This is a genomic window from Nocardia sp. NPDC059764 (genome assembly GCF_042732555.1).
GTDB lineage: Bacteria > Actinomycetota > Actinomycetes > Mycobacteriales > Mycobacteriaceae > Nocardia.
The window spans coordinates 1-21265 of sequence record NZ_JBHWHH010000129.1 but is presented as its reverse complement, the minus strand read 5'-3'; the positions used below and the strand labels follow the sequence as shown (position 1 = coordinate 21265).

Below are 21265 nucleotides of genomic sequence, written 5' to 3'. Positions count from 1 at the left end.
GTCCCGGAGAGGGCGGGAAGCCTGCTCTCGTGCTGTATCCACCGAACTGCAGGGGTGTTGAGGTAATGGGACGTTTGTTCGGTACCGACGGTGTCCGCGGACTCGCGAACGGGTCGCTGAGTCCGGAACTGGCGCTACAGGTTTCGGCCGCGGCGGCGCAGGTGCTCAGTCGCGGGAAGAAGCGCGCCGTCGCCGTCGTCGGGCGCGATCCCCGCGCCAGCGGTGAGATGCTGGAGGCCGCCGTCACCGCGGGCCTCACCTCCGCGGGCGTGGACGTGCTGTCGGTCGGCGTGCTGCCGACGCCCGCCGTCGCGTACCTGACCGGCGTGTACGACGCGTGCCTGGGCGTCATGATCTCCGCCTCGCACAACCCCATGCCGGACAACGGCATCAAGATCTTCGCCGCGGGCGGGCACAAGCTGGACGACGCCGTCGAGGACCGGATCGAGGCGCTGGTCGCGGAGGGCGGGTTCGTTCGGCCCACCGGCGGCGCCATCGGACGTGTACTGGGCCGGCCCGGCCTGGGTGGGCACGTCTTCGACGTCACCGATCAGTACAGCCTCGAGGGCACCCACGAACGCTACGTCGAGCACCTGGTGCAGGCGGCCGGTCGTGACCTGCGCGGGCTCACCGTCGTGCTGGACTGCGCGCACGGCGCGGCCTCCGAGGTCGGACCCGCCGCCTTCCGCGAGGCCGGCGCGACCGTCATCGCCATCAACGCCGAACCCGACGGCCTCAATATCAACGACGGCTGCGGCTCCACCCATCTGGAGCAGATCCGGGCCGCGGTGGTCGAACACGGCGCCGACCTCGGTCTCGCCCTGGACGGCGACGCCGACCGCTGCCTGGCGGTGGACGCCACCGGCGCCGTGGTCGACGGCGACGCCATCATGGCCGTGATCGCCGTCGGCATGCGCGACTCCGGTGAACTCGTCGACAACACGCTGGTCGCCACCGTCATGAGCAACCTCGGCCTGCACATCGCCATGCGAGAGGCCGGAATCACCGTGCGCACCACCGCAGTCGGTGACCGCTACGTGCTCGAGGACCTCCGCAACGGCGGCTACACCCTGGGCGGCGAGCAGTCCGGGCACGTGGTGTTCCCGCGCTACGGCACCACCGGCGACGGCGTGCTCACCGGCCTCGAGCTGATGGCCCGGATGGCCGAGACCGGCAGCAGCCTGGCGGAATTGGCGGGCATCGTGAAGGTCGTCCCGCAGATCCTGGTGAACGTCCCGGTCACGGACAAGGCGGCCGTCGCCGTCGCTCCCGCGGTGCTGGAAGCCGTCGCGCAGGCCGAGCGGCTGCTGGGCGAGACCGGCCGAATCCTGCTGCGCCCCAGTGGAACCGAGCAGCTGGTCCGGGTCATGGTCGAGGCGACCGATCCGACGCAGGCCTCGCATCTGGCCGACCATCTCGCGAAGCTGGTCGAGGCCGTCTAGTCATCTCGTCGAGTGGCGCATCCGGGACTTCCCTCCCGGGTGCGCCATTCGACGTTTCAGAGGGTTTCGGTGAGGCCGCCGTCGGCCAGGTGCCAGCGCCGGGTCGCCGTCACGGTGTCGAGCATGCGGCGGTCGTGGGTGACCAGAAGCACCGTGCCCTCGAAGGATTCGACGGCCTGCTCCAGCTGCTCGATGGCGGGCAGGTCCAGGTGGTTGGTGGGCTCGTCGAGCACCAGCAGGTTCACGCCACGCGCCTGCAGCAGCGCCAGCGCGGCCCGGGTCCGCTCGCCGGGGGAGAGCGTGTCGTTGGGGCGCAGCACATGCGGGCCGCGCAGACCGAACTTCGCGAGCAGGGTGCGGACATCCGACTCGTTCCAGTCGGGGATCTGCGCGCTGAAAGTGTCCGCGAGGGTGGCGTTTCCGCGGAACAGTCCCCGCGCCTGATCGACCTCGCCGACCGCGACGCCCGAACCGATCGACGCGGAACCGTTGTCCGGCTTCATCTTTCCCAGCAGCAGCGACAGCAGGGTGGATTTGCCCGCGCCGTTCGCGCCGGTCAGCACGATGCGATCGCCCCAATCCACCTGCACCGTCACCGGTCCCAGGGTGAACTCGCCGCGGGACACCGTCGCGCCGGACAGGGTGGCCACCACCGCGCCGCTGCGGGGCGCGGCCGCGATGGACATGCGCAGCTCCCACTCCTTGCGCGGTTCCTCCACCGCGTCCAGGCGTTCGATGCGCTTGAGCGTCTGCTTGACCTTGGACGCCTGCTTCTCGGTGGACTCCGCGCGGGCCTTGCGGCCCATCTTGTCCGAATCCGCCTTCGACTTGCGGCGGGCGTTGCGGACACCGTGTTCCATCCAGTTGCGCTGCATATTGGCGCGCGCCTCCAGACCGGCCTTGGTGTCGGCGAACTCGTCGTAGGCCTCGCGGGCGTGGCGGCGCGCGATCGCCCGCTCCTCCAGATACGAGTCGTAGCCGCCGTCGTACACGCCGACCTGCTGCTGCGCCAGATCCAGTTCGACGATGCGATTCACGGTGCGCGCCAGGAACTCCCGGTCGTGGCTGATCACCATGAGGGGCTCGCGGACCCCGGTCACGAACTGCTCGAGCCGGGCCAGGCCGTCCAGATCGAGGTCATTGGTGGGCTCGTCGAGCAGCAGGATGTCGAAGCGGGACAACAGGACCGAGGCCAGACCGGCGCGAGCCGCCTGACCGCCCGAGAGCACGGTCATCGGGGTGGCCAGGCCGTGCGGGAGGCTGTCGGTGAGGCCCAGATCGGCGGCCACCTCCTCGGCGCGCTGCTCCAGGTCCGCGCCGCCCAGGGCGAGCCAGCGCTCCAGGGCGGGGGAGTACTCGTCGTCACCGCCGTCGGCGAGGCGTTCGGCGGCGGCGTCCATGGTCTGCTGGGCGGCGGCCACCCCGGTGCGGCGGTACAGGAACTCCAGCACCGTCTCGCCCTCGATGCGCTCCGGCTCCTGGGCCAGATAGCCGACGGTGGCGTCCGGCGGGCTCAGCACGATCTCGCCCTCGTGGGCGTCGCCGGCGGCGAGCATGCGCAGCAGGGTCGACTTGCCCGCCCCGTTCACACCGACCAGGCCGATCACATCGCCGGGGGCGAGGATCAGGTCCAGGTCGGCGAACAGCAGACGCTCGCCGTGTCCGGCGGCCAGGCCGCGCGCATGCAGAGTGGTGCTCACCAGGGCGATTCTGCCGTGTTCAGGGTGGCACCCTGACGTCGGGCCTCGGAAAGTTCAGGGTCGTTATCGGGCGACCGACCGATGTGCGCGCGGCGGCGGCTCGGCAGAGTGGAGACATGACCACAGAGTTTCCGACCCCGGCCCCGAAGCGACTGACCCGCTCCCAGCACGACAAGTGGATCGCCGGCGTGTGCGGCGGTCTCGCCGAATACGTCGGCTGGAGCCCCGGTCTCGTCCGCTTTCTCTTCATCCTCTCCTGCCTGCTGCCCGGACCGCAGTTCCTGCTCTACATCGCGCTGTGGATCATCATCCCCAAGCGCTGAGTCATCCCCAGGGCGCGAGTTATCCACAATCGGCATCGAAGGTGGTGCGAGGGGTGATCGCGAGTGCCAGGATGGTGATCACGCCACTGCGGAGGAGTGCACACCATGGTCACATCGGGTGATCTGCCCGGAATGGATCTGCCCGGACTGGACGCGCATTCGGAACTGGGTGGGCTAGGTGCGGTCGAGTTGTCGCACCCCACACAGGATCTCGACGCGGACGGTCTGGCCGACACCGTGACCACCGGCACCGCACACGCCATGCAGGTGTGGACGGATCTGGATCACGATGGCTACGCCGACCATGTGACCGTGGTGGACAGCGGCGGTGACTACGCCGCCTGGGAATTCCACCACAACTCCGACGGCACCACCGCGTGGGTGCGCACGGACGGCGGACACCTCGGCGGCACCTAGCCGGGACTGACGGGGGTTTCACGCCACGGGCTTCGGCCCGTGGGGAATCGAGGGGGGATCGATGGGTGAATCCGGCGACTTCGGCGTGCGCGTCACCGCCCTGCACACCGCGGCCACCACCCTGCGGGACAACGCCGGGGCACTGCGACAGCACGCCCACGCCATCGGCGACCACGCTTTCGGCCTCGGCAATGACGCGGCGGGACGTGACTACTCCGCCCAGGGCGCCGGGATCCACCGCGGATTCGAGCGCGCGGCAGGCTGCCTCCGGCATTGGGCTGCCGCGGCCGCCGCCACCGCCGATGTCTTCGACCGCGCGGCCACCGAATACGCCCGACTGGACCACGAACGCGCCGCCGCGCTTCACCAGGTCGGCCGATGACCTTCGACCCCACCGGCCAGACCGTCGACCAGATCCTCGACCACGGAGCGCCCGGGCTGCGCTACTGGGAACAGTTCCTGCCCTTGTACACCAAGGCATTCGGTGAACCCGCCGGTGTGACCGTGGCAGAGCTCTACGCCCGCTACGACGAACAACGTGGCCTCGACCTCGACGAATTCGACACCGCCCGAAGCGAACTGGACAAGGCGCTCGCCGATGCCGAATCCCGCTTCGCCTCACACCAAGCGGTCGCGAACTCCCTTCCGTCTGCCTGGACCGGCGCTACCGGAACCGAGGCCGTCGCCCTCCTGAATTCCCAACTGCGGCAGGCCCGCGAAGACCTCGACACCATAAGCACCGCCTCCCGGGCGATCGCCGCCGCCCTCGACCCGATCCGCGCCGCCATCCTCACCAAAGCGGAACGAACCCGCGGCCTCCTCGAGCCCACCCCCGACGGCGAAGCCCCCATCGCCCTCGACGGCAGAACCCCCGACGCCATCAGCGCCCTCGCGAAAGCGGACCCCTGGCTCACGGCCACCTTCCGGCCCGAGGTCGACCGGCAACTGGCCGCCTTCACCGCCACCTGTGCGGCCGCCGCCGACACCATCGAATCCCACTACCGCACCATCATCACGGCCTTCGAGCAGGTCATCGACCACACTTATCCACAACCATCCCAAGCCCTGCTGCCTCGACCGGAGACGAACTCCGCAGCCCTACTCGACAACTCTGCTGGGGCGCAGACCGACTCGGCTGCGGCGAAGACCAGTCTTGCCGGTGTGCAGCCCGGTGTGGTTCCCGCGCCGTCCGCGCCTGATCCTTCGCTGCCGACGGTAGGTCCCGGCCAATGCCCAGAAGCCGACGTCGGGGCGGCACAGGTGCGGGCCTGCTGCGGGCCAGGCGATTCGGGCACTCCCCAACCTACGCAGGAGGGACCCGGTCGGCCCGCCGCCGGCACCGCGACCGGGCAACGCTGTGACCCCACGTGTATGAAGGCCGCGCCCGCCCGTCCGGTCGAGGCCACCGAACCCGCTTCCGTCGGACCGGGGACCGCCGCGGAGCCGCCGGTTTCCGGTGCACCCACCCCGTCCGATTCGGGGTCCGTCGCCATGCCGAAACAGGCCGAGCCCCAGACCGAGATGTTCGCGCAGGCGCTCGAGGGCCTCATCGGCAAGCTCGAAACCGGTTTGCAGCAGGGAGTTTCCGCCGTTCTCGAACAGCTCGGCTCCCTGTCCGACCCCGCGTCCGATGCCCCAGGCGACGTAGAGGCGCCCGCGGGGCAGGAGAAGTCTGCCGAACCGCACCCCGGCCCGGCGACGTCGAACCTTCCGTCCGGTCATCTCGAATTCAACCTCGCTGGAAAGCATTTCGTAGTCGATCGCGACCCGACGGGTGACACGTCCATCGCTGTCACCGACGAATCCGGCCGGACTCAGGTCTGGAGCCTGACAACCGACGACTCCGGTAAACCCGCACTCGCCCCGGACAACACAGTCGGGCACCCGCTCGCCCCTGCAGTCGGTGACCCCGGTCCGGCGACTGCCGCGCCAGACCCGCGCCCACCAGAAAATTCGCCTCCGGTGGAAGCTGCCACGCCGCCGGGTTCACCTTGCGCCACGGAGGTCCCGACCGGATTCACGCCGATTCAGGTCCCCTGTGTGGCTCCGCCGTCGGCTGAATCGCCCACTCCAGCAGCGCCTTCCGGAGGGCACGAACCGCCCGTGCCCACATGCACCGGAACTCCCGAGCTGGACGCCGGACAGTCTCCGGACGGCGGCGAGCTGTCCGGGTGCGACGGGCTCGGCGGCGTCGAGCCCGGTGGGTCCACCGTCTGCCCGGCGGTCCCCGAAACCCCAGGGCCGACCGCGCCGCTGGGCGGCGGCGAGTCGCCACCGGACGAAGGGGGTCCGCCCGGTGACCTGTCTGTGCCAGTGCCACCCGCCGATCCTGGCGCGGACCTGGGAAGTCCCGATGTGCCGCTGGAGATTCCGGAGGCCGGCGTCGAGATCCCTTGACCGTCGCTGGGAGTCGGGTTACTTGCGGAGGGCCTGGATGAGTTGGAGGACGGGGAGCTTCTGGGGCTGCTCCGGCTCGTCCTCGACGGCGTCGGGGTCGACGACCTGGGTGTGGGGGATGAGGGCTTCCGGGTCGGCGAACGGCTTGTACTTCTTGTCGCCGAGGAGGGTGTAGTTGAGGTAGCCGACCAGGAGGGCTCGGGTGAGGCGCTCGGTCTTGGGCTCGTGCTTGCCCGCGCCCAGGGCGGCGAGGGCGCGGCGGCCCTCGACCATGCCGTTGTGGGTGGCCTTGTCGAGCGAGCGGAGGATCGCGCCTTCGCCCCAGGCGGAGGCCAGGGGGAGGGCGTCGGAGCTGACCGAGTCGATGTCGGCGGCGCCGGCCAGGATCAGGGCGGGGGCGTCGACCTTGGTCGCCAGGGCCTCGGCGGAGGGGGCGGTCGGGGCGGGGAAGAGGGCGGCGACGGCGGCCACCTCGCGCTGGGAGGCGGCGATGACGGCCGCGCCCGCGCCCATACCGTGGCCGACCAGGGCCAGGCGGTCGGGGCGGACGCTGATATTGCCGGTGCCCAGCCGCACCCCGGCGCAGATGTCGAGGGTGGTGAGCAGGTCGGTGGCCAAGTTCAGGTGCGAGGGGATGGGCCCGCGTTCGGTGTCGGGCGCGGCCGCGACATAACCCCAGGAAGCGAGGTGTTCGAGCAGGCGGCGGTAGTTGCCGACCCCGGTCAGCCAGCCGTGCCCGAAGGCCACCGCGGGCAGGTTCAGCCCCTTGCCGGGCGTGTACACCACCCCGGGCAGCCCGGCGATGCCGAGATTCCCGCGCAGCACCTCGTGCGGGCCACGCAGGGTCAGAGTGCTCAGGAGCGATTTCACAGACACCGACACGGAGATGAACTTAGTCGGTCCGGCGGCCGAATGCCTCGACCGCACAAGGTTCGCGGCCGTCTCGGTTCTGGACTGCGCTCCGCCTTCCCGCGCTTGTAGCGGAAAAGGGGAGCGAAGCGGAGGAGCGGAGGAGGGAAGAACCGAGACTTCGGGGCCGTGAACCAGCCGGAGCGGAGCGGAGGCCAAAAACACAGCTAGGCTGGTGAGCCATGTGCGGAATCGTGGGGTATGTGGGGTACCGGGATGCGCTCGGCGTGGTGGTCGATGCGTTGCGCCGCATGGAGTATCGAGGCTACGACTCGGCCGGAGTCGCGATTCTGGACGGGTCGGGCGGGCTGGCTGTCGAGCGCAAGGCCGGGCGTCTGGCCAACCTGGAGGCCGAGCTGGTCGACCGCGGGCCCGAGTACTACTCCGGGTCCACCGGCATGGGCCACACCCGCTGGGCCACGCACGGTGCGCCCACCGACCGCAATGCCCACCCGCACCGCGACCGCACCGGCCGGGTCGCGGTGGTGCACAACGGCATCATCGAGAACTTCGCCCCGCTGCGCCGCGAACTCGAGGAGACGGGCGTCGAGCTGGGCAGCGACACCGACACCGAGGTGGCGGTGCACCTGGTGTCACAGGCCTACGCGGCCGGAGACACCGCCGGTGACTTCGTCGCCTCCGCGTTGAGCGTGGTGCGCCGCCTGGAGGGTGCGTTCACCCTGGTCTTCACCCACGCCGACCACCCGGGCACCATCGTCGCCGCCCGCCGCTCCACCCCGCTGGTGGTCGGGGTCGGGCAGGGCGAGATGTTCATCGCCTCCGACGTCACCGCGTTCATCGAACACACCCGGGAGGCAGTCGAACTCGGCCAGGACCAGGCCGTGGTCATCACCGCCGACGGCTACCGGGTCACCGACTTCGCGGGCATCGCCGACGAGGCGCGCACCCGCCCGTTCACCATCGACTGGGACCTGGCCGCCGCTGAGAAGGGCGGCCACGACTACTTCATGCTCAAGGAGATCGAGGAGCAGCCGACGGGCGTCGCCGACACCCTCATCGGCCACTTCGCGAACGGCCGCATCGTGCTCGACGAGCAGCGGCTGCACGATCAGGAGCTGCGCGAGGTCGACAAGGTGTTCGTAGTCGCCTGCGGCAGTTCGTATCACGCGGGCCTGCTCGCCAAGTACGCCATCGAACACTGGACGCGGCTGCCCGTCGAGGTCGAGCTGGCCAGCGAATTCCGTTACCGCGACCCGGTTCTGGACCGGTCGACCCTGGTGGTCGCCATCTCCCAGTCCGGCGAGACCGCCGACACCCTGGAGGCGGTGCGGCACGCCAAGGAGCAGAAGGCGCGGGTCCTCGCCATCTGCAACACCAATGGCGCGCAGATCCCCCGTGAGGCCGACGCCGTCCTCTACACCCGCACCGGCCCGGAGATCGGGGTGGCGTCGACCAAGGCGTTCCTGGCCCAGATCACCGCCAACTACCTGGTCGGTCTGGCGCTGGCGCAGGCGCGCGGCACCAAGTACCCGGACGAGGTGGCGCGCGAGTTCGCCGAACTGGAGTCCATGCCGAAACTCGTTGCGCAGGTGCTGGAATCGGCCGAGAAGGTGCGCGCGATCGCCCGCCAGTTCGCGCAGGTGCCGACGGTGCTGTTCCTGGGCCGCCACGTCGGCTACCCGGTCGCCCTCGAAGGCGCGCTCAAGCTCAAGGAACTCGCGTACATGCACGCCGAGGGCTTCGCCGCGGGCGAGCTCAAGCACGGCCCGATCGCGCTCATCGAGGACGGCCTGCCGGTGTTCGTGGTCATGCCGTCGCCGAAGGGCCGGGCGGTGCTGCACTCCAAGCTGCTCAGCAATATCCGCGAGATCCAGGCCCGCGGCGCGCGCACCATCGTCATCGCCGAGGAGGGTGACGACACGGTGCGTCCGTTCGCCGATTTCCTGATCGAGATCCCTTCGGCCCCAACGCTGTACCAGCCGCTGCTGTCCACCGTCCCGCTGCAGATCTTCGCCGCCGAGGTGGCGCAGGCGCGCGGCTACGACGTGGACAAGCCGCGCAACCTGGCCAAGTCCGTCACCGTCGAGTAGGACCGGCCCGTCACTGGACGGTGACGGTGCCCTTCATGTCCGGGTGCAGCGGGCACAGGTAGCGGTAGGTGCCCGGCGTCGTGAAGGTGTGGCTCCACTCGCCCTTGCGGATGATCGGGCTGTTGATGCCGAGCGCGACATCCCCGATGCCCTGCACCGCGTGCGGGGCCTTGTCGTCGAACTTCCAGGTCACGGTGTCCCCGGCCTTGACGGTGATGTCGGCCGGGGAGAACTTCATGTCCGTCACAGTCACGGTGACCGCGGCGGGCGCGGCCGGACCGGTCGAGGTCGCCGCCGAGGACGCCGGAGCCGCGGCCGTCGAGGTGGCGGCGGGCTTCGAGGTGTCCGAAGAGCAGCCCCCGGCCGCTAGCGCCGCCGCCACGACGGCGACGAGAAGCAGGGCACGCGAGGACGACTGGCGGATCGGCATGTCAGCCAGGCTAGTACCCGCCGATAGCGGACCATTCGCGGGACCGCCCTGACCTGCGCGGGGAACCGACGGGCGTAGTCTCCACAACGGCAGGCAGTCCGAATCCGGGAGGCGACCCATGACCGCACCGGCGGTGCGCGACCACGCGGTACTCGACTACTACACGGCCGACGAGGTGCGGGTCGCCGAAGCCGAACTCTTCACCCGCGTACCCGCCGGAATGCCCATGCGACGAGCCGCCTTCGGCCTCGCCGAGGTGGTGGTCGGCGAACTGCGCGAACGCACCGGCGGCATCGCCGGACGCGCGGTCACCCTCCTGATCGGCTCCGGCGACAACGGCGGCGACGCACTGTGGGCGGGCTCGTTCCTGCGCCGCCGCGGCGTCGCGGTCCGCGCGATCCTGCTCGCCCCCGAGCGCGCCCACGCCGAGGGATTGGCGGCGCTGCAGCGGGCGGGCGGGCGAATCGTCGAGGCTCCCCCCACCGCTCACGAGCCGCGCGGGGACGCGGCGGCGCGGGAAGACGTGGCCGAGGCGATCCTGGGCCTGCCGGACCTGGTGGTGGACGGCATCGTCGGGATCTCCGGACGCGGGGCGCTGCGGCCGGTCGCGGCGGAATTGGTTGCGGGCGTGCGCTGCCCGATCATCGCCGTCGATCTGCCCAGCGGCGTCGACCCCGACACGGGGGCGGTGAACGGTCCGGCCGTCCGGGCGGATGTCACCGTCACCTTCGGCGCGTTGAAGCCCGTGCACGCCCTGGCCGCACCGCATTGCGGCCGAATCGAGCTGGTACCCATCGGATTACGGCTGCCCGAATCGAATCTGATCGCGCTCGAACCACGGGCGGTCGGCGCGGGCTGGCCCGTCCCCGGCCCGTTCGATGACAAGTACACGCAGGGCGTGACCGGTGTGTGCGCGGGCAGCGGCACCTACCCGGGCGCGGCCGTGCTGTGCGCCGGCGGCGCGGTCGCGGCCACCTCCGGCATGGTGCGCTACGCGGGAACCGGCGCGGCGCAGGTGCTCGCCCACTTCCCGGAAGTGATTGCCGCCGAATCCATTTCCGCGACAGGGCGCGTGCAGTCGTGGGTCATCGGCCCCGGCGCGGGCACCGATGCCGCCGCCCGCGACCGCCTGGCCGAAGTGCTCGCCACCGACCTCCCCGTCGTGGTGGACGCCGACGCCCTCACCCTCCTGGCCGCCGACCCGACCCTGGTCACGGGTCGCGCCGCCCCCACGGTCCTCACCCCGCACGCCGGTGAGTTCGCCCGCCTCACCGGCGCCGAACCCGGCCCCGATCGAGTCGCCGCGATTCGCAAACTCTCCGAATCCTGGCGAGTCACAGTCCTTTTGAAGGGCAGGGCCACCCTGATCGCGAGCCCCGGCCACCCGGTCATCGTCAATGAGGCCGGTGGTTCCTGGGCCGCCACCGCCGGTTCCGGTGATGTCCTCTCCGGCATCATCGCGGCCCTGCTGGCCGCCGGCCGCAATCCCGCCTGGGCGGCGGCCGCCGCCGCCCGAGTCCACGCCCTGGCCGCCAACCTCGCCGCCCACTCCGCCACCACCGCGGGCGCCCCGATCTCCGCGTCCCCCTTGCTCTCCCACGTCCGCGAGGCCATCGGCACTCTCCGCGAACTCGGCGGGGGTTGCATCAACCGGTAGTGGCGGCGGTGTGCAGGGCCGTGCGGGCGGCGGCGATGACGGGGTGGTCGCCGGTGCCGCGGCGGTAGGCGAGGTGGGTGCGGCGGCGGGTGGGGATCGGGGTGAGAGTGACGGCGGCGGGGGCGGAATGGGTGCCGAGGTCGGGGACGAGGGCTACGCCCTGGCCCGCGGCGACCAGGTTGAGGACGGTGCCGAAGTCGTCGGCGTGGTGGCGGATGCGGGGTGTGAAGCCCGCGGCCAGGCAGGCGCGGACGGTCATTTCGTAGCAGAGGGTGCCGGGGGTGCCCGCGATCCAGGGGGAATCGGAGTGGGCGGTGAGTGGACCGGGGGTGAGGGTGGCGAGGTGGATGGTCTCCTCGAAGAGGGGTTCGGTGTCGAGGCCGGGTTCGGGGGTGAGGGGGACGTAGTCGTACTCCTGGAGCAGCGCGATGTCGAGGGTTTCGGCGCGCAGCGCGGCGGGGGCGGCGGCCGGATCCAGTTCGGTGACCAGGAGTTCCAGCAGCGGATGGTCGCGGCTGAGGGTGACCAGGGCGGGGGAGAGGATGTGGTGGACAGCCGTGGGGAAGGCGCCGATACGCAGGGTGCCGGTGAGTTCGGTTCGGGCGGAAGCGAGTTCGGCGGTCGCCTGTTCCAGGACGGCGAGGATGGTCTCGGTGTGCTCGACCAGGCGCAGCGCGGCGGGGGTGAGGGCGACGCTGCGGCCGGTGCGTTCCAGGAGCGGCAGCCCGGCCTCGCGTTCCAGGGCGGTCAGCTGCTGGGAGACGGCCGAGGGCGTGTAGGTGAGGGCGTCGGCGACCGCGGCGATGGTCTTCCGGTGCGCGAGTTCGCGGAGCAGGCGCAGGCGACGGACATCCAGCATCAGTTGATCTTATGCTCGGGGATAGAAACGTGAAATAGACCTGACGCATCCGCTCGACCAGGCTGGTGCCATGACATTCAACGGCCTCTACGTTCCCCTGGTCACGCCCTTCACCGCCGACGACGAGCTGGCCGCGGACGCCCTGGAGGCGCTCGCCCACGAGGTGCTCGACGCCGGGGCTGCGGGCCTCGTCGCACTGGGCACCACCGGCGAACCCACCACCCTTACCCATGACGAACAGCGGCGCGTCATCGATGTCTGCGCCCATGTCTGCGCCGAACGCGACGCCACCCTGATCGTCGGCGCGGGCTCGAACGCCACCCACGACTCGGCGCGCGCCCTGGCCGCCCTCGACCCGCGCGCCGCCGCCGCCCTCGCCGTGGTCCCGTACTACAACCGGCCCTCGGAAGACGGTGTGGTGGAACACTTCCGGGTCCTCGCCGCCGCCAGCCCGGTGCCGGTGCTGATCTACCACATCCCCTACCGCACCTCCCGCACCCTGAGCGCCGAAACCCTGTGCCGGCTGGCCGAACTGCCGAACGTTGCGGGCTTCAAGTACACGGCGGGCGGCGTCGACGAGACCACGGTGGCCTTCCTGGCCCGCGTCCCCGAGCACGTCTCGGTGCTGGCGGGCGACGACCTGTTCGCCGCCCCGCTGCTGGCGCTGGGCGCGACCGGAGCGATTCTCGCGTGCGCCAATGTCGCACCTGCGGCCTACGCCGACCTGGTCGCGGCCTGGCGCACCGGCGCGCTCGACACCGGCCGCGCCCTCGGCAACCGGCTGGCCCCGCTGGCCGACGCCCTGTTCACCGAACCCAATCCCATTGTGGTGAAGGCGGTTCTGGCCGCGCAGGGCCGCATCCCCACCCCGAACGTGCGGCTGCCGCTGCTGCCGGCGAGCCCCGAAGCCCTCGCCGGAGCCCTGGCCGCCGTGCCCGCGGCACTCGCCGCGGCGGTCTGATTCCGCCCCGCGACGGCCGCCCCGACTCGGGTGTGACGCGAATCGCCCCTGCCCGGGTGGCAGGATCGGTGGTGTGAAGCAGCCCGACCCACAGGTGGAAACCCTCGTCGACCTGGACGCCATCGCCCACAATGTGCGCATTCTGGCCGAGCACGCCGGTGACGCCGCGGTCATGGTCGTGGTGAAGGCCGACGGGTACAACCACGGTGCGGTCGAGGTGGCGCGGGCGGCGCTGGCGGCGGGGGCGCGGGAACTGGGCACCACCACGGTCGCCGAGGCGGTGGCCTTGCGGACCGCAGGGATCACCGCGCCGATCCTCTGCTGGCTCAACACCTCCGACGCCGACTACGGCAGCGCCATCGCCGCCGATATCGAGATCGGGGTGTCGGCGTTCGCACAGCTGGAGGCGGTGGCCGCGGCCGCCCGGCGGCTGGGGCGCACCGCGACCGTCAGCCTGAAAGTGGATACCGGGCTCAACCGCAACGGGATTCCCGCCGCCGAATACCCCGAGGTCCTGGAGCTGCTGCGCCGGCTGGTCGACGACGGGACCGCCCGGCTGCGCGCGATCTTCTCGCACCTGGCGCTCGCCGATCAGCCCGAGCACCCGGTCAACGACCGGCAGCGGGAACGCTTCCTCGAGTTCATCGCCACCGCCAAGGAACACGGCCTCGAACCCGAACTCGTGCACATCGCGAATTCCGCTGCCGCGCTGACCCGCCCGGACCTCACCTTCGACATGGTCCGCCCCGGCATCGCCGTCTACGGCCTGTCACCGATTCCGGAACTGTCCGACTTCGGGCTGCGCCCGGCCATGACCTTCCGCGCCCGCGTGCTGCGGGTGAAGCGGGTCGCCGCCGGGGAAGGCGTCTCCTACGGCCACGACTGGATCGCCGAACACGACACCACCGTCGCGCTGCTGCCCGCCGGATACGCCGACGGCGTGCCGCGCACCCTCGGCGGGAAGTTCTCGGTGTGGCTGGGCGGCGCGCGCCGAACCCAGATCGGGCGGGTGTGCATGGATCAGATCGTGGTGAACCTCGGCGAGAACGAGGCCGGAGTCCAGGCGGGCGACACCGCGGTGCTGTTCGGCGGCGAACCCGGACAGCCGCGCGCCCAGGAATGGGCCGACGCGCTCGGCACCATCAACTACGAGATCGTGTGCAATCCGCGCGGCCGCGTCGTACGCGACCACATCGGCGGTGACCGGTGAACGACCACCGCGTGCTCGCCACCGTCGAGGACACCGAGGCGCTGGGCCGCGAGATCGCCGAACAGCTGCAGGCCGGGGACCTCGTCATCCTCGACGGCCCGCTGGGCGCCGGCAAGACCGCGCTCACCCGCGGCATCGCCGCCGGGCTGGGCGTCCAAGGACGGGTCAGCTCACCGACTTTCATCATCGCCCGCCAGCACCGCGCCGGCGCGCACCCGGGCGCGGTGGCGCTGGTGCACGTGGACGCCTACCGGCTCGGCGGCGACCTCGACGAACTCGACGCCCTCGACCTCGACACCGATCTCGACCACGCCGTCGTGGTGGTGGAATGGGGTCTCGGCGTGGCCGAACACCTGGCCGACCGCCACCTGCGGATCCAGCTGCGCCGCGAACCCGAGTCCGATGTTCGCACCGCGGAATGGGAGTGGGTCGCCGCCACCTGATCCGGCGCGAGATTCCCGCAGGCAGACACCACGCCGAGTGGGCTGTACCACCCGGTATTGTTGAGGCAATCATGCTGATATTGGCTGTCGACACCGCGACTCCCGCCGTCACAGCGGGACTGGTGGAACTGGAACCGGCGCAACCCGGGTCGAACGCACCGCGCATCACCACGATCACCGCCGAGGTGACCGTGGACGCACGCGCGCACAACGAGGTGCTGACCCCCCAGATCCTGACCTGCCTGGCCGAATCGGGCCGCTCGCGGGCCGATATCGCCGCGGTCGTGGCGGGTATCGGGCCGGGGCCGTTCACCGGACTGCGGGTCGGCATGGCCACCGCCGCCGCCTTCGGCGACGCGCTCGGCATCCCCGTGTACGGGGTGTGCAGCCTCGACGCCATCGCCGCCGACACCGAGAGCTATCTGCGCGAGAGCTCCGACCCGGTGGAACTGCTGGTCGTCACCGACGCCCGCCGCCGCGAGGTGTACTGGGCGCGCTACCGCGCCGTCCCCGGCAGCCTCGTCCTCGAACGCTGCGAGGGCCCCGAGGTGAGCAAGCCCGGCGACCTGGACCAGGCCGCAGCCACCCTGATCGCCGGATCCGCCTCGCACGTCGACTATTTCGACCTGCCCGTGCTGCCGGTCGAGACGCCGTCCCCCGCCGGGCTGGTGCGCTGCGCCGCCGCCGACATCCTGTCCGGCGCCGTCCCCGCCCCGCTGGTACCGCTGTACCTGCGCCGCCCGGACGCCGTCGAGAAGAGCTACGCGCAGGTGGGCCGATGACCATCCGCATCGAACCGATGCGGCCCGCCGACGTCACCCGCTGCGCACAGCTCGAGCAGGTGCTGTTCCCCGAGGACGATCCCTGGCACGAGGTGTCGTTCCTGTCGGAACTGGCCGGACCGCACAACCGCTACATCACCGCCCGCGACGCCGGCGGGAACATGGTGGGCTACGCCGGAATCGCGTTGCTCGGCACCGCCGAACACCCCGAGGCCGAAGTCCACACCATCGGCGTCGACCCGGACCAGCACCGGCGCGGCATCGGCACCCTGCTGCTCGAGGCGCTGCTGCTGGAGGCCGGACGCCGCGGCGGACCCGTCTTCCTCGAGGTCCGCACCGACAACGCGCCCGCCATCACGCTCTACGAGAAGCACGGCTTCCACATCATCGGGCTGCGCAAGAACTACTACCAGCCCAGCGGGGCCGACGCGTACACCATGCGGCGACCGGCCATGGCCGGATTCCCGCAGGACGGATTCACCAAGGACGCCGAGGTCTCGTCATGATCGTCATGGGTATCGAAAGCTCCTGCGACGAAACGGGAGTCGGCATCGTGCGGCGGCTGCCCGACGGCAGCTGCGAACTGCTCGCCGACGAGGTCGCCTCCAGCGTCGACCAGCACGCCCGCTTCGGCGGCGTGGTGCCCGAGATCGCCTCGCGCGCACACCTCGAGGCCATCGTGCCCGCCATGCGCCGGGCCCTGGCCACCGCCGGGATCAGCAAGCCCGACGCGCTCGCCGTCACCATCGGCCCCGGCCTCGCCGGTGCCCTGCTGGTCGGCGTGGCGGCGGCGAAAGCCTATGCGGCGGCCTGGGATATCCCGTTCTACGCGCTCAACCACCTGGGCGGGCACGTCGCCGTCGACACCCTCGAGCACGGGCCGATGCCGCCCGCGGTCGCCCTGCTCGTCTCCGGCGGGCACACCCACCTGCTGCAGGTGACCGACCTCGGACAGCCCATCACCGAACTCGGCAGCACCGTCGACGACGCCGCGGGCGAGGCCTTCGACAAGGTGGCCCGGCTGCTCGGCCTCGGCTACCCGGGCGGACCCGTCCTGGATTCCATTGCCACCGACGGCGATCCGAAGGCCATCGCCTTCCCGCGCGGCATGACCGGACCCCGCGACCCGCGCTACGACTTCTCCTTCTCCGGCCTCAAGACGGCCGTCGCCCGCTATGTCGAAGCGGCGCAACGGGAAGGCCGCGACCTGCCCATCCCCGATATCGCCGCCTCCTTCCAGGAGGCCGTCGCGGACGTGCTCACCATGAAGGCGGTGCGCGCGGCGCAGGACGTCGGCGTCGACACCCTGGTGCTCGGCGGCGGCGCGACCGCCAACTCCCGCATCCGGTCGATGGCCGAAGAGCGGTGCACGGCAGCGGGAATCACCTTGCGTGTCCCCAAGCCGCGTCTGTGCACCGACAACGGCGTCATGATCGCCACCCTCGGCGCGCACGTGATCGCGGGCGGCGCACAGCCTTCCGCGCTGACCGTGGCCACCGATCCGGGCCTGCCGGTCTCCACCAGCTATCTGTGAGAGTCGGACCGCGGTGGTCGCCCGGCACGGGCGCCGAGGGTCAACGGCTCAGAGCCGGCCGCTGAAATCGCAGGGAGGCTGCATAAGCGGTGGCGCGCGGCGTCGGCGAGACGTGCGGTTCCGGATCGATCGGCGGCAGCGTGGTGCCCAGCAGCGGGCCCAGCAGGCGCGGCAGATCCGCGGGGAACGGGATCTGGGGTAGATCCGGGTCCGGACGCAGCGGCGGTTGCTGCGTGGTGACGCTGGGGACGACCGTGGGAGTGCCGTTCGCCGAACCGGTCTGGGCCGGGGGCACGGCGACAGTGGTGCGGTGGCTCGGGTTCTGGTTCATGGTCGGGTTGACCGAACTCGGCGCCGGAGCGGTGGTGGTCGGCACGGGCGGCGTGGTCGGCGGCTGCTGCGTCGAGGTCGGCGAGTAGTGCGCGGGCTGCGGTTCCTCGATCACGAACTCCTTGACCCCGTACCCGACGATCAGCCCGACCACCACGATCGCCCCGGCGAGCGTGCCCGCCAGCTTGGTGAAGGTGCCGATCGGCGCGTCCGAGCCCAGGCCGATCACCGGGAAGGCGGTCGGCACGGTCGAATCCGCCACCAGCGCCGCGCCTTTCGCGATCGCGGACTCCGGCTCCGGCACGGTGACCACCGGGATGTCGAGCTGGCGTTCCAGGCCCACCACCATGATCGGCACGTTCGCGCCGCCGCCGATCACCGCGACCGCCTCCGGGAACTTCGGGGCCCGCGTGAACACGCCGCGCGCGAACACCGCCAGATCGTGCAGCAGATCGGCGACGATCTCCTCGAAATCCACCCGGGTCAGCTTGAGCGGCTGCCCGGCCACATGGTCGATGGTCACCGCCGGGACCACCGACAGGTGCTCCTTGGCGGCGCGGCTGCGATTGAGCAGGATGCCGCGGTTCGGGCGGATGCCGCGCCGCGACAGGTGGCAGTCCAGCAGGTGCTGCAGGATCAGTTCGTCGATGGCGTTGCCGCTGATGGTGGTGATGCGCTCGGACCGCAGCACGGTGTCGTCGGCGTGATCGGCGACCGAGACCGTGGTGCCCTTGGCCCCGATGTCGATGACCGCCACCGTGTCCCAGCGGTCCAGCAGGCCGGTGTGCCGCAGGTACGCGAGGGCCGCGGTGGTCTCCGGAATCAGTTGCACGCCATGACGCTGCCGCCCGATGGCGGAACGGATGATCTGGGCCTGCTCGCGGTCCCGGTAGGCGACAGCGATATCGCCGGGCGGGGTGGAGTCGGGCTCGTGGTGGCCGTTGTTCCGGGCGCCCGCGCCGACCGGATGCACGGTGTCGCGGGGGATCTGGGTGGTCATCAACTCGATCGAGGAGGCCACGAGATCGCCGAGGTCGGAGTGCGCGGTATCGGCCGTCACGACCCGGTAGTCGAAGCTCTGGGCGCCGTTGGGCGCGGTGGCGACCGTCGCCGAGCACACCACTTCGCTCCCGGCCGAGATGCCGAGGGATGTTCGCATGTTCACCTCCCTTCGAGCGGATGGTCCTGGTGGAGACGACCATCTCGAACGGACTCCGGGCGCGCCCGACGGGTAGCGGACGATTCCGGCGAGCTACGGACCGTGGCGGGCTCGCGTCCGATGGGGCATCCGGACCTGCCACTGATCACTTGCGGTCTTGCTCTCTTCTCGAGCCCGTGCGCGGGGTTGCCGCACGGAAAGCGGGGTGAAGCAGATGTGTAACTGTCGACGGCGCGCGTGACCCGACCGATTCGGTCTTGCCGCGTGGCCGCCGTCAATGGTGTCACAATCCGTTATCCGAACGTTACAGATTTTCGGATTTCTTTGGAAGACCTCAGATTCCCGGGCCGTCACGTCGGCGAGTCGTGTCAGGAGGGTGCATTGGCAGCCCCTTGCCTTGAGCGCTGGCACTCCCGTGTATAGAGTGCTAGGTGGCACTGGTATTTGTGCTCAGGTGCCAGCTGATGACTACTGAGCAGGGGTCCCGGCACCCGCGACGACGGGGCTGATTGCACAGAGTCACGCACATGACCGAAACCGTGCGTCCGGGGAACAGCCCCGGACGAGAAGAATCCCCTGAAAGTGGAGGGCTCAACGTGGCGAGCGTGAACATCAAGCCGCTCGAGGACAAGATCCTCGTCCAGGCCAACGAGGCCGAAACCACCACCGCCTCCGGTCTGGTCATCCCCGACACGGCGAAGGAGAAGCCCCAGGAGGGCACCGTCATCGCTGTCGGCCCCGGCCGCTGGGACGAGGACGGCGAGAAGCGCATCCCGCTGGACGTCAAGGAAGGCGACGTCGTCATCTACAGCAAGTACGGCGGCACCGAGATCAAGTACAACGGTGCGGAGTACCTGATCCTGTCGGCCCGCGACCTGCTGGCCGTCGTCACCAAGTAAGAACGCTCCAACTCTCGGGGCCCAGGGGGCTTCCCCTGAACCCCTTACGAGAGACACCGCCCCGGAGTCGCAGCTGCCAATACAGCAACCGGCCCGGGGCGGAGTGCGTTCGCCCCCGACCTTCACAGGAGTAGGTACATGGCAAAGCAGATCGAGTTCGACGAGAAGGCTCGTCGCGCTATGGAGCGCGGCGTCGACAAGCTCGCCGACGCCGTCAAGGTCACGCTCGGCCCGCGCGGCCGGCACGTGGTGCTGGCCAAGGCCTTCGGTGGCCCGACCGTCACCAACGACGGTGTGACCATCGCCCGCGAAATCGACCTCGAGGATCCCTTCGAGAACCTGGGCGCGCAGCTGGTCAAGAGCGTCGCCACCAAGACCAACGACGTCGCCGGCGACGGCACCACCACCGCCACCGTGCTGGCGCAGGCGCTCATCAAGGGCGGCCTGAAGAACATCGCCGCGGGCGCCAACCCGATGACCTTGGGCAAGGGCATGAGCAAGGCCGCCGAGGCGGTCGCCGCCGCCCTGCACGCCGCCGCCACCCCGGTGAACGGCGAGAAGGCCATCGCGCAGGTCGCCACCGTGTCCTCGCGGGACGAGGAGATCGGCGCGCTCGTCGCCGAGGCGCTGACCAAGGTCGGCAAGGACGGCGTCGTCACCATCGAGGAGTCCTCGGGTCTGCAGACCGAGGTCGCCATCACCGAGGGCGTGCAGTTCGACAAGGGCTACCTGTCCCCGTACTTCGTCACCGACCCGGAGACCATGCAGGCGGTCTACGAGGACGCGTGGATCCTGCTGAACCGCGAGAAGATCAGCTCGCTGCCGGACCTGCTGCCGCTGCTGGAGAAGATCGCCGAGTCGGGCAAGCCGGTCGTCATCATCGCCGAGGACGTCGACGGCGAGGCGCTGTCCACCCTCGTGGTGAACGCGATCCGCAAGACCCTCAAGGTGGTCGCGGTGAAGGCCCCGTTCTTCGGTGACCGCCGCAAGGCGTTCCTGGACGACCTGGGCATCGTCACCGGCGGCACCGTGGTCAACCCGGACCTGGGCATCACCCTGCGTGAGGCCGGCCTGGACGTGCTGGGCAAGGCCCGCCGCGTCGTGGTCACCAAGGACGAGACCACCATCGTCGAGGGCGCGGGCACCCAGTCCGACATCGACGCCCGGGTCGCGCAGCTGCGCAAGGAGATCGAGAACACCGACTCCGACTGGGACCGCGAGAAGCTGGAAGAGCGTCTGGCCAAGCTGGCCGGCGGCGTCGCCGTCATCAAGGTCGGCGCGGCCACCGAGACCGAGCTCAAGGAGCGCAAGTACCGCGTCGAGGACGCCGTCTCCTCCGCCAAGGCGGCGGTCGCCGAGGGCATCGTCCCCGGCGGCGGCACCGCCCTGGTCCAGGCCGCCGCGACCCTGAACGCCCTGCGCGACACCCTGACCGGTGACGAGGCCGTCGGCGTCGAGGTCGTGCGCCAGGCCCTGCTGGCCCCGCTGTTCTGGATCGCCAGCAACGCCGGTGTCGACGGCGCGGTCGTCGTCTCCAAGGTGACCGAGGGCGAGAACGGCTTCAACGCCGCCACCCTCACCTACGGCGACCTGGTCGCCGAGGGCGTCATCGACCCGGTCAAGGTCACCCGCTCCGCCGTCGAGAACGCCACCTCGGTGGCCCGCATGGTGCTGACCACCGAGTCCGCCATCGTCGACAAGCCCGTCGAGGAAGCGGCCGACGCCCACGCCGGCCACTCCCACTGATCGATCGGTGACACCG

The 21265-nt window shown here is 70.6% G+C and carries 21 protein-coding genes; 16 read left to right on the top strand and 5 right to left on the bottom strand.

Annotation, left to right across the window (positions count from 1 at the left end; all coding sequences use genetic code 11):
• Positions 1 to 65 precede the first annotated feature (65 nt).
• Positions 66 to 1442, top strand: coding sequence for a phosphoglucosamine mutase (gene glmM, locus ACFV4K_RS25030; RefSeq protein WP_379278129.1), 1377 nt, complete (start codon positions 66 to 68; stop codon positions 1440 to 1442).
• Between the two features lie 56 nt (positions 1443 to 1498).
• On the opposite strand, the gene ACFV4K_RS25025 is transcribed toward glmM, so the two are convergent.
• A complete protein-coding gene (locus ACFV4K_RS25025) occupies positions 1499 to 3142 on the bottom strand; it encodes an ABC-F family ATP-binding cassette domain-containing protein (RefSeq protein ID WP_379278128.1) in 1644 nt (547 codons plus the stop codon).
• A 116-nt stretch (positions 3143 to 3258) separates the two neighbouring features.
• Here ACFV4K_RS25025 and ACFV4K_RS25020 point away from each other — a divergent pair, with 116 nt between their 5' ends.
• The 4 genes from ACFV4K_RS25020 to ACFV4K_RS25005 all read left to right on the top strand — a co-directional run bounded on the left by ACFV4K_RS25020 (position 3259) and on the right by ACFV4K_RS25005 (position 6279).
• A complete protein-coding gene (locus ACFV4K_RS25020) occupies positions 3259 to 3465 on the top strand; it encodes a PspC domain-containing protein (RefSeq protein ID WP_357088867.1) in 207 nt (68 codons plus the stop codon).
• Positions 3466 to 3570: 105 nt separating this feature from the next.
• Entirely contained in the window at positions 3571 to 3882 is a 312-nt protein-coding gene (locus tag ACFV4K_RS25015) for a DUF6802 family protein (protein WP_379278127.1), read from the top strand.
• A 61-nt stretch (positions 3883 to 3943) separates the two neighbouring features.
• On the top strand, positions 3944 to 4264 hold the full coding sequence (locus tag ACFV4K_RS25010; RefSeq protein WP_379278126.1) for a hypothetical protein: 321 nt from the start codon (positions 3944 to 3946) through the stop codon (positions 4262 to 4264).
• Positions 4261 to 6279, top strand: a complete 2019-nt coding sequence (locus ACFV4K_RS25005) for a hypothetical protein (protein WP_379278125.1) — start codon at positions 4261 to 4263, stop codon at positions 6277 to 6279. The genes ACFV4K_RS25010 and ACFV4K_RS25005 overlap by 4 nt, the downstream gene beginning before the upstream one ends.
• 18 nt (positions 6280 to 6297) lie before the next feature.
• Here ACFV4K_RS25005 and ACFV4K_RS25000 read toward each other — a convergent pair whose 3' ends face one another.
• Positions 6298 to 7161, bottom strand: coding sequence for a dienelactone hydrolase family protein (locus tag ACFV4K_RS25000; protein ID WP_379278124.1), 864 nt, complete (start codon positions 7159 to 7161; stop codon positions 6298 to 6300).
• 209 nt (positions 7162 to 7370) lie between these two features.
• Between ACFV4K_RS25000 and glmS the strand changes: the two genes are divergently transcribed.
• Complete coding sequence (glmS, locus tag ACFV4K_RS24995) at positions 7371 to 9239, top strand: glutamine--fructose-6-phosphate transaminase (isomerizing) (RefSeq protein WP_379278123.1); 1869 nt, start codon at positions 7371 to 7373, stop codon at positions 9237 to 9239.
• A gap of 10 nt (positions 9240 to 9249) precedes the next feature.
• Here glmS and ACFV4K_RS24990 read toward each other — a convergent pair whose 3' ends face one another.
• Positions 9250 to 9477 carry a plastocyanin/azurin family copper-binding protein gene (locus tag ACFV4K_RS24990; protein ID WP_379278121.1) on the bottom strand — a complete coding sequence of 76 codons (228 nt, stop codon included), beginning with the start codon at positions 9475 to 9477 and terminating at the stop codon, positions 9250 to 9252.
• Between ACFV4K_RS24990 and ACFV4K_RS24985 the strand changes: the two genes are divergently transcribed.
• Together ACFV4K_RS24985 and ACFV4K_RS24980 are read left to right on the top strand one after the other, a co-directional pair.
• On the top strand, positions 9476 to 9721 hold the full coding sequence (locus tag ACFV4K_RS24985; RefSeq protein ID WP_379278120.1) for a hypothetical protein: 246 nt from the start codon (positions 9476 to 9478) through the stop codon (positions 9719 to 9721). The genes ACFV4K_RS24990 and ACFV4K_RS24985 overlap by 2 nt on opposite strands.
• Positions 9722 to 9787: 66 nt before the next feature.
• Positions 9788 to 11326, top strand: a complete 1539-nt coding sequence (locus ACFV4K_RS24980) for an NAD(P)H-hydrate dehydratase (protein WP_379278119.1) — start codon at positions 9788 to 9790, stop codon at positions 11324 to 11326.
• Here the strand turns inward: ACFV4K_RS24980 and ACFV4K_RS24975 are convergent.
• Positions 11316 to 12185, bottom strand: coding sequence for a LysR substrate-binding domain-containing protein (locus ACFV4K_RS24975; RefSeq protein ID WP_379278117.1), 870 nt, complete (start codon positions 12183 to 12185; stop codon positions 11316 to 11318). The two genes, ACFV4K_RS24980 and ACFV4K_RS24975, sit on opposite strands and share 11 nt — an antisense overlap.
• A gap of 70 nt (positions 12186 to 12255) precedes the next feature.
• Here ACFV4K_RS24975 and dapA point away from each other — a divergent pair, with 70 nt between their 5' ends.
• From dapA to tsaD, 6 genes are all read left to right on the top strand, one after another.
• Positions 12256 to 13146, top strand: a complete 891-nt coding sequence (gene dapA, locus ACFV4K_RS24970; protein WP_379278116.1) for a 4-hydroxy-tetrahydrodipicolinate synthase — start codon at positions 12256 to 12258, stop codon at positions 13144 to 13146.
• A 73-nt stretch (positions 13147 to 13219) separates the two neighbouring features.
• Complete coding sequence (gene alr, locus ACFV4K_RS24965; protein WP_379278114.1) at positions 13220 to 14356, top strand: alanine racemase; 1137 nt, start codon at positions 13220 to 13222, stop codon at positions 14354 to 14356.
• Entirely contained in the window at positions 14353 to 14799 is a 447-nt protein-coding gene (gene tsaE / locus ACFV4K_RS24960; protein ID WP_379278112.1) for a tRNA (adenosine(37)-N6)-threonylcarbamoyltransferase complex ATPase subunit type 1 TsaE, read from the top strand. The genes alr and tsaE overlap by 4 nt, the downstream gene beginning before the upstream one ends.
• A gap of 71 nt (positions 14800 to 14870) precedes the next feature.
• Positions 14871 to 15581 (top strand): tRNA (adenosine(37)-N6)-threonylcarbamoyltransferase complex dimerization subunit type 1 TsaB, encoded by a 711-nt coding sequence (tsaB, locus tag ACFV4K_RS24955; protein WP_357088841.1) that lies wholly within the window; start codon positions 14871 to 14873, stop codon positions 15579 to 15581.
• Complete coding sequence (gene rimI / locus ACFV4K_RS24950; RefSeq protein ID WP_379278110.1) at positions 15578 to 16087, top strand: ribosomal protein S18-alanine N-acetyltransferase; 510 nt, start codon at positions 15578 to 15580, stop codon at positions 16085 to 16087. The genes tsaB and rimI overlap by 4 nt, the downstream gene beginning before the upstream one ends.
• Positions 16084 to 17115 (top strand): tRNA (adenosine(37)-N6)-threonylcarbamoyltransferase complex transferase subunit TsaD, encoded by a 1032-nt coding sequence (gene tsaD / locus ACFV4K_RS24945; RefSeq protein ID WP_379278108.1) that lies wholly within the window; start codon positions 16084 to 16086, stop codon positions 17113 to 17115. Before rimI ends, tsaD begins: the two co-directional genes overlap by 4 nt.
• 40 nt (positions 17116 to 17155) lie before the next feature.
• On the opposite strand, the gene ACFV4K_RS24940 is transcribed toward tsaD, so the two are convergent.
• Entirely contained in the window at positions 17156 to 18604 is a 1449-nt protein-coding gene (locus ACFV4K_RS24940) for an Hsp70 family protein (RefSeq protein WP_379278107.1), read from the bottom strand.
• Positions 18605 to 19200: 596 nt separating this feature from the next.
• On the opposite strand from ACFV4K_RS24940, the gene groES reads away from it, so the two are divergent.
• Positions 19201 to 19503 carry a co-chaperone GroES gene (gene groES / locus ACFV4K_RS24935; protein ID WP_040855536.1) on the top strand — a complete coding sequence of 101 codons (303 nt, stop codon included), beginning with the start codon at positions 19201 to 19203 and terminating at the stop codon, positions 19501 to 19503.
• A 138-nt stretch (positions 19504 to 19641) separates the two neighbouring features.
• Positions 19642 to 21249, top strand: a complete 1608-nt coding sequence (gene groL, locus ACFV4K_RS24930) for a chaperonin GroEL (protein WP_379278105.1) — start codon at positions 19642 to 19644, stop codon at positions 21247 to 21249.
• Positions 21250 to 21265: the final 16 nt, after the last annotated feature.

Excerpts from the sequence above, each read along its gene's own strand:
- ACFV4K_RS24980 (WP_379278119.1), top strand. The coding sequence starts at position 9,788 with ATGACCGCACCGGCGGTGCGCGACCACGCGGTACTCGACTACTACACG.
- ACFV4K_RS25005 (WP_379278125.1), top strand. The coding sequence starts at position 4,261 with ATGACCTTCGACCCCACCGGCCAGACCGTCGACCAGATCCTCGACCAC.
- groL (WP_379278105.1), top strand. The coding sequence starts at position 19,642 with ATGGCAAAGCAGATCGAGTTCGACGAGAAGGCTCGTCGCGCTATGGAG.
- glmM (WP_379278129.1), top strand. The coding sequence starts at position 66 with ATGGGACGTTTGTTCGGTACCGACGGTGTCCGCGGACTCGCGAACGGG.
- ACFV4K_RS25015 (WP_379278127.1), top strand. The coding sequence starts at position 3,571 with ATGGTCACATCGGGTGATCTGCCCGGAATGGATCTGCCCGGACTGGAC.
- rimI (WP_379278110.1), top strand. The coding sequence starts at position 15,578 with ATGACCATCCGCATCGAACCGATGCGGCCCGCCGACGTCACCCGCTGC.
- ACFV4K_RS24985 (WP_379278120.1), top strand. The coding sequence starts at position 9,476 with ATGTCCGTCACAGTCACGGTGACCGCGGCGGGCGCGGCCGGACCGGTC.
- tsaB (WP_357088841.1), top strand. The coding sequence starts at position 14,871 with ATGCTGATATTGGCTGTCGACACCGCGACTCCCGCCGTCACAGCGGGA.
- glmS (WP_379278123.1), top strand. The coding sequence starts at position 7,371 with ATGTGCGGAATCGTGGGGTATGTGGGGTACCGGGATGCGCTCGGCGTG.
- ACFV4K_RS24975 (WP_379278117.1), bottom strand. The coding sequence starts at position 12,185 with ATGCTGGATGTCCGTCGCCTGCGCCTGCTCCGCGAACTCGCGCACCGG.
- dapA (WP_379278116.1), top strand. The coding sequence starts at position 12,256 with ATGACATTCAACGGCCTCTACGTTCCCCTGGTCACGCCCTTCACCGCC.
- ACFV4K_RS24940 (WP_379278107.1), bottom strand. The coding sequence starts at position 18,604 with ATGCGAACATCCCTCGGCATCTCGGCCGGGAGCGAAGTGGTGTGCTCG.
- tsaD (WP_379278108.1), top strand. The coding sequence starts at position 16,084 with ATGATCGTCATGGGTATCGAAAGCTCCTGCGACGAAACGGGAGTCGGC.
- ACFV4K_RS25010 (WP_379278126.1), top strand. The coding sequence starts at position 3,944 with ATGGGTGAATCCGGCGACTTCGGCGTGCGCGTCACCGCCCTGCACACC.
- ACFV4K_RS24990 (WP_379278121.1), bottom strand. The coding sequence starts at position 9,477 with ATGAAGTTCTCCCCGGCCGACATCACCGTCAAGGCCGGGGACACCGTG.
- ACFV4K_RS25020 (WP_357088867.1), top strand. The coding sequence starts at position 3,259 with ATGACCACAGAGTTTCCGACCCCGGCCCCGAAGCGACTGACCCGCTCC.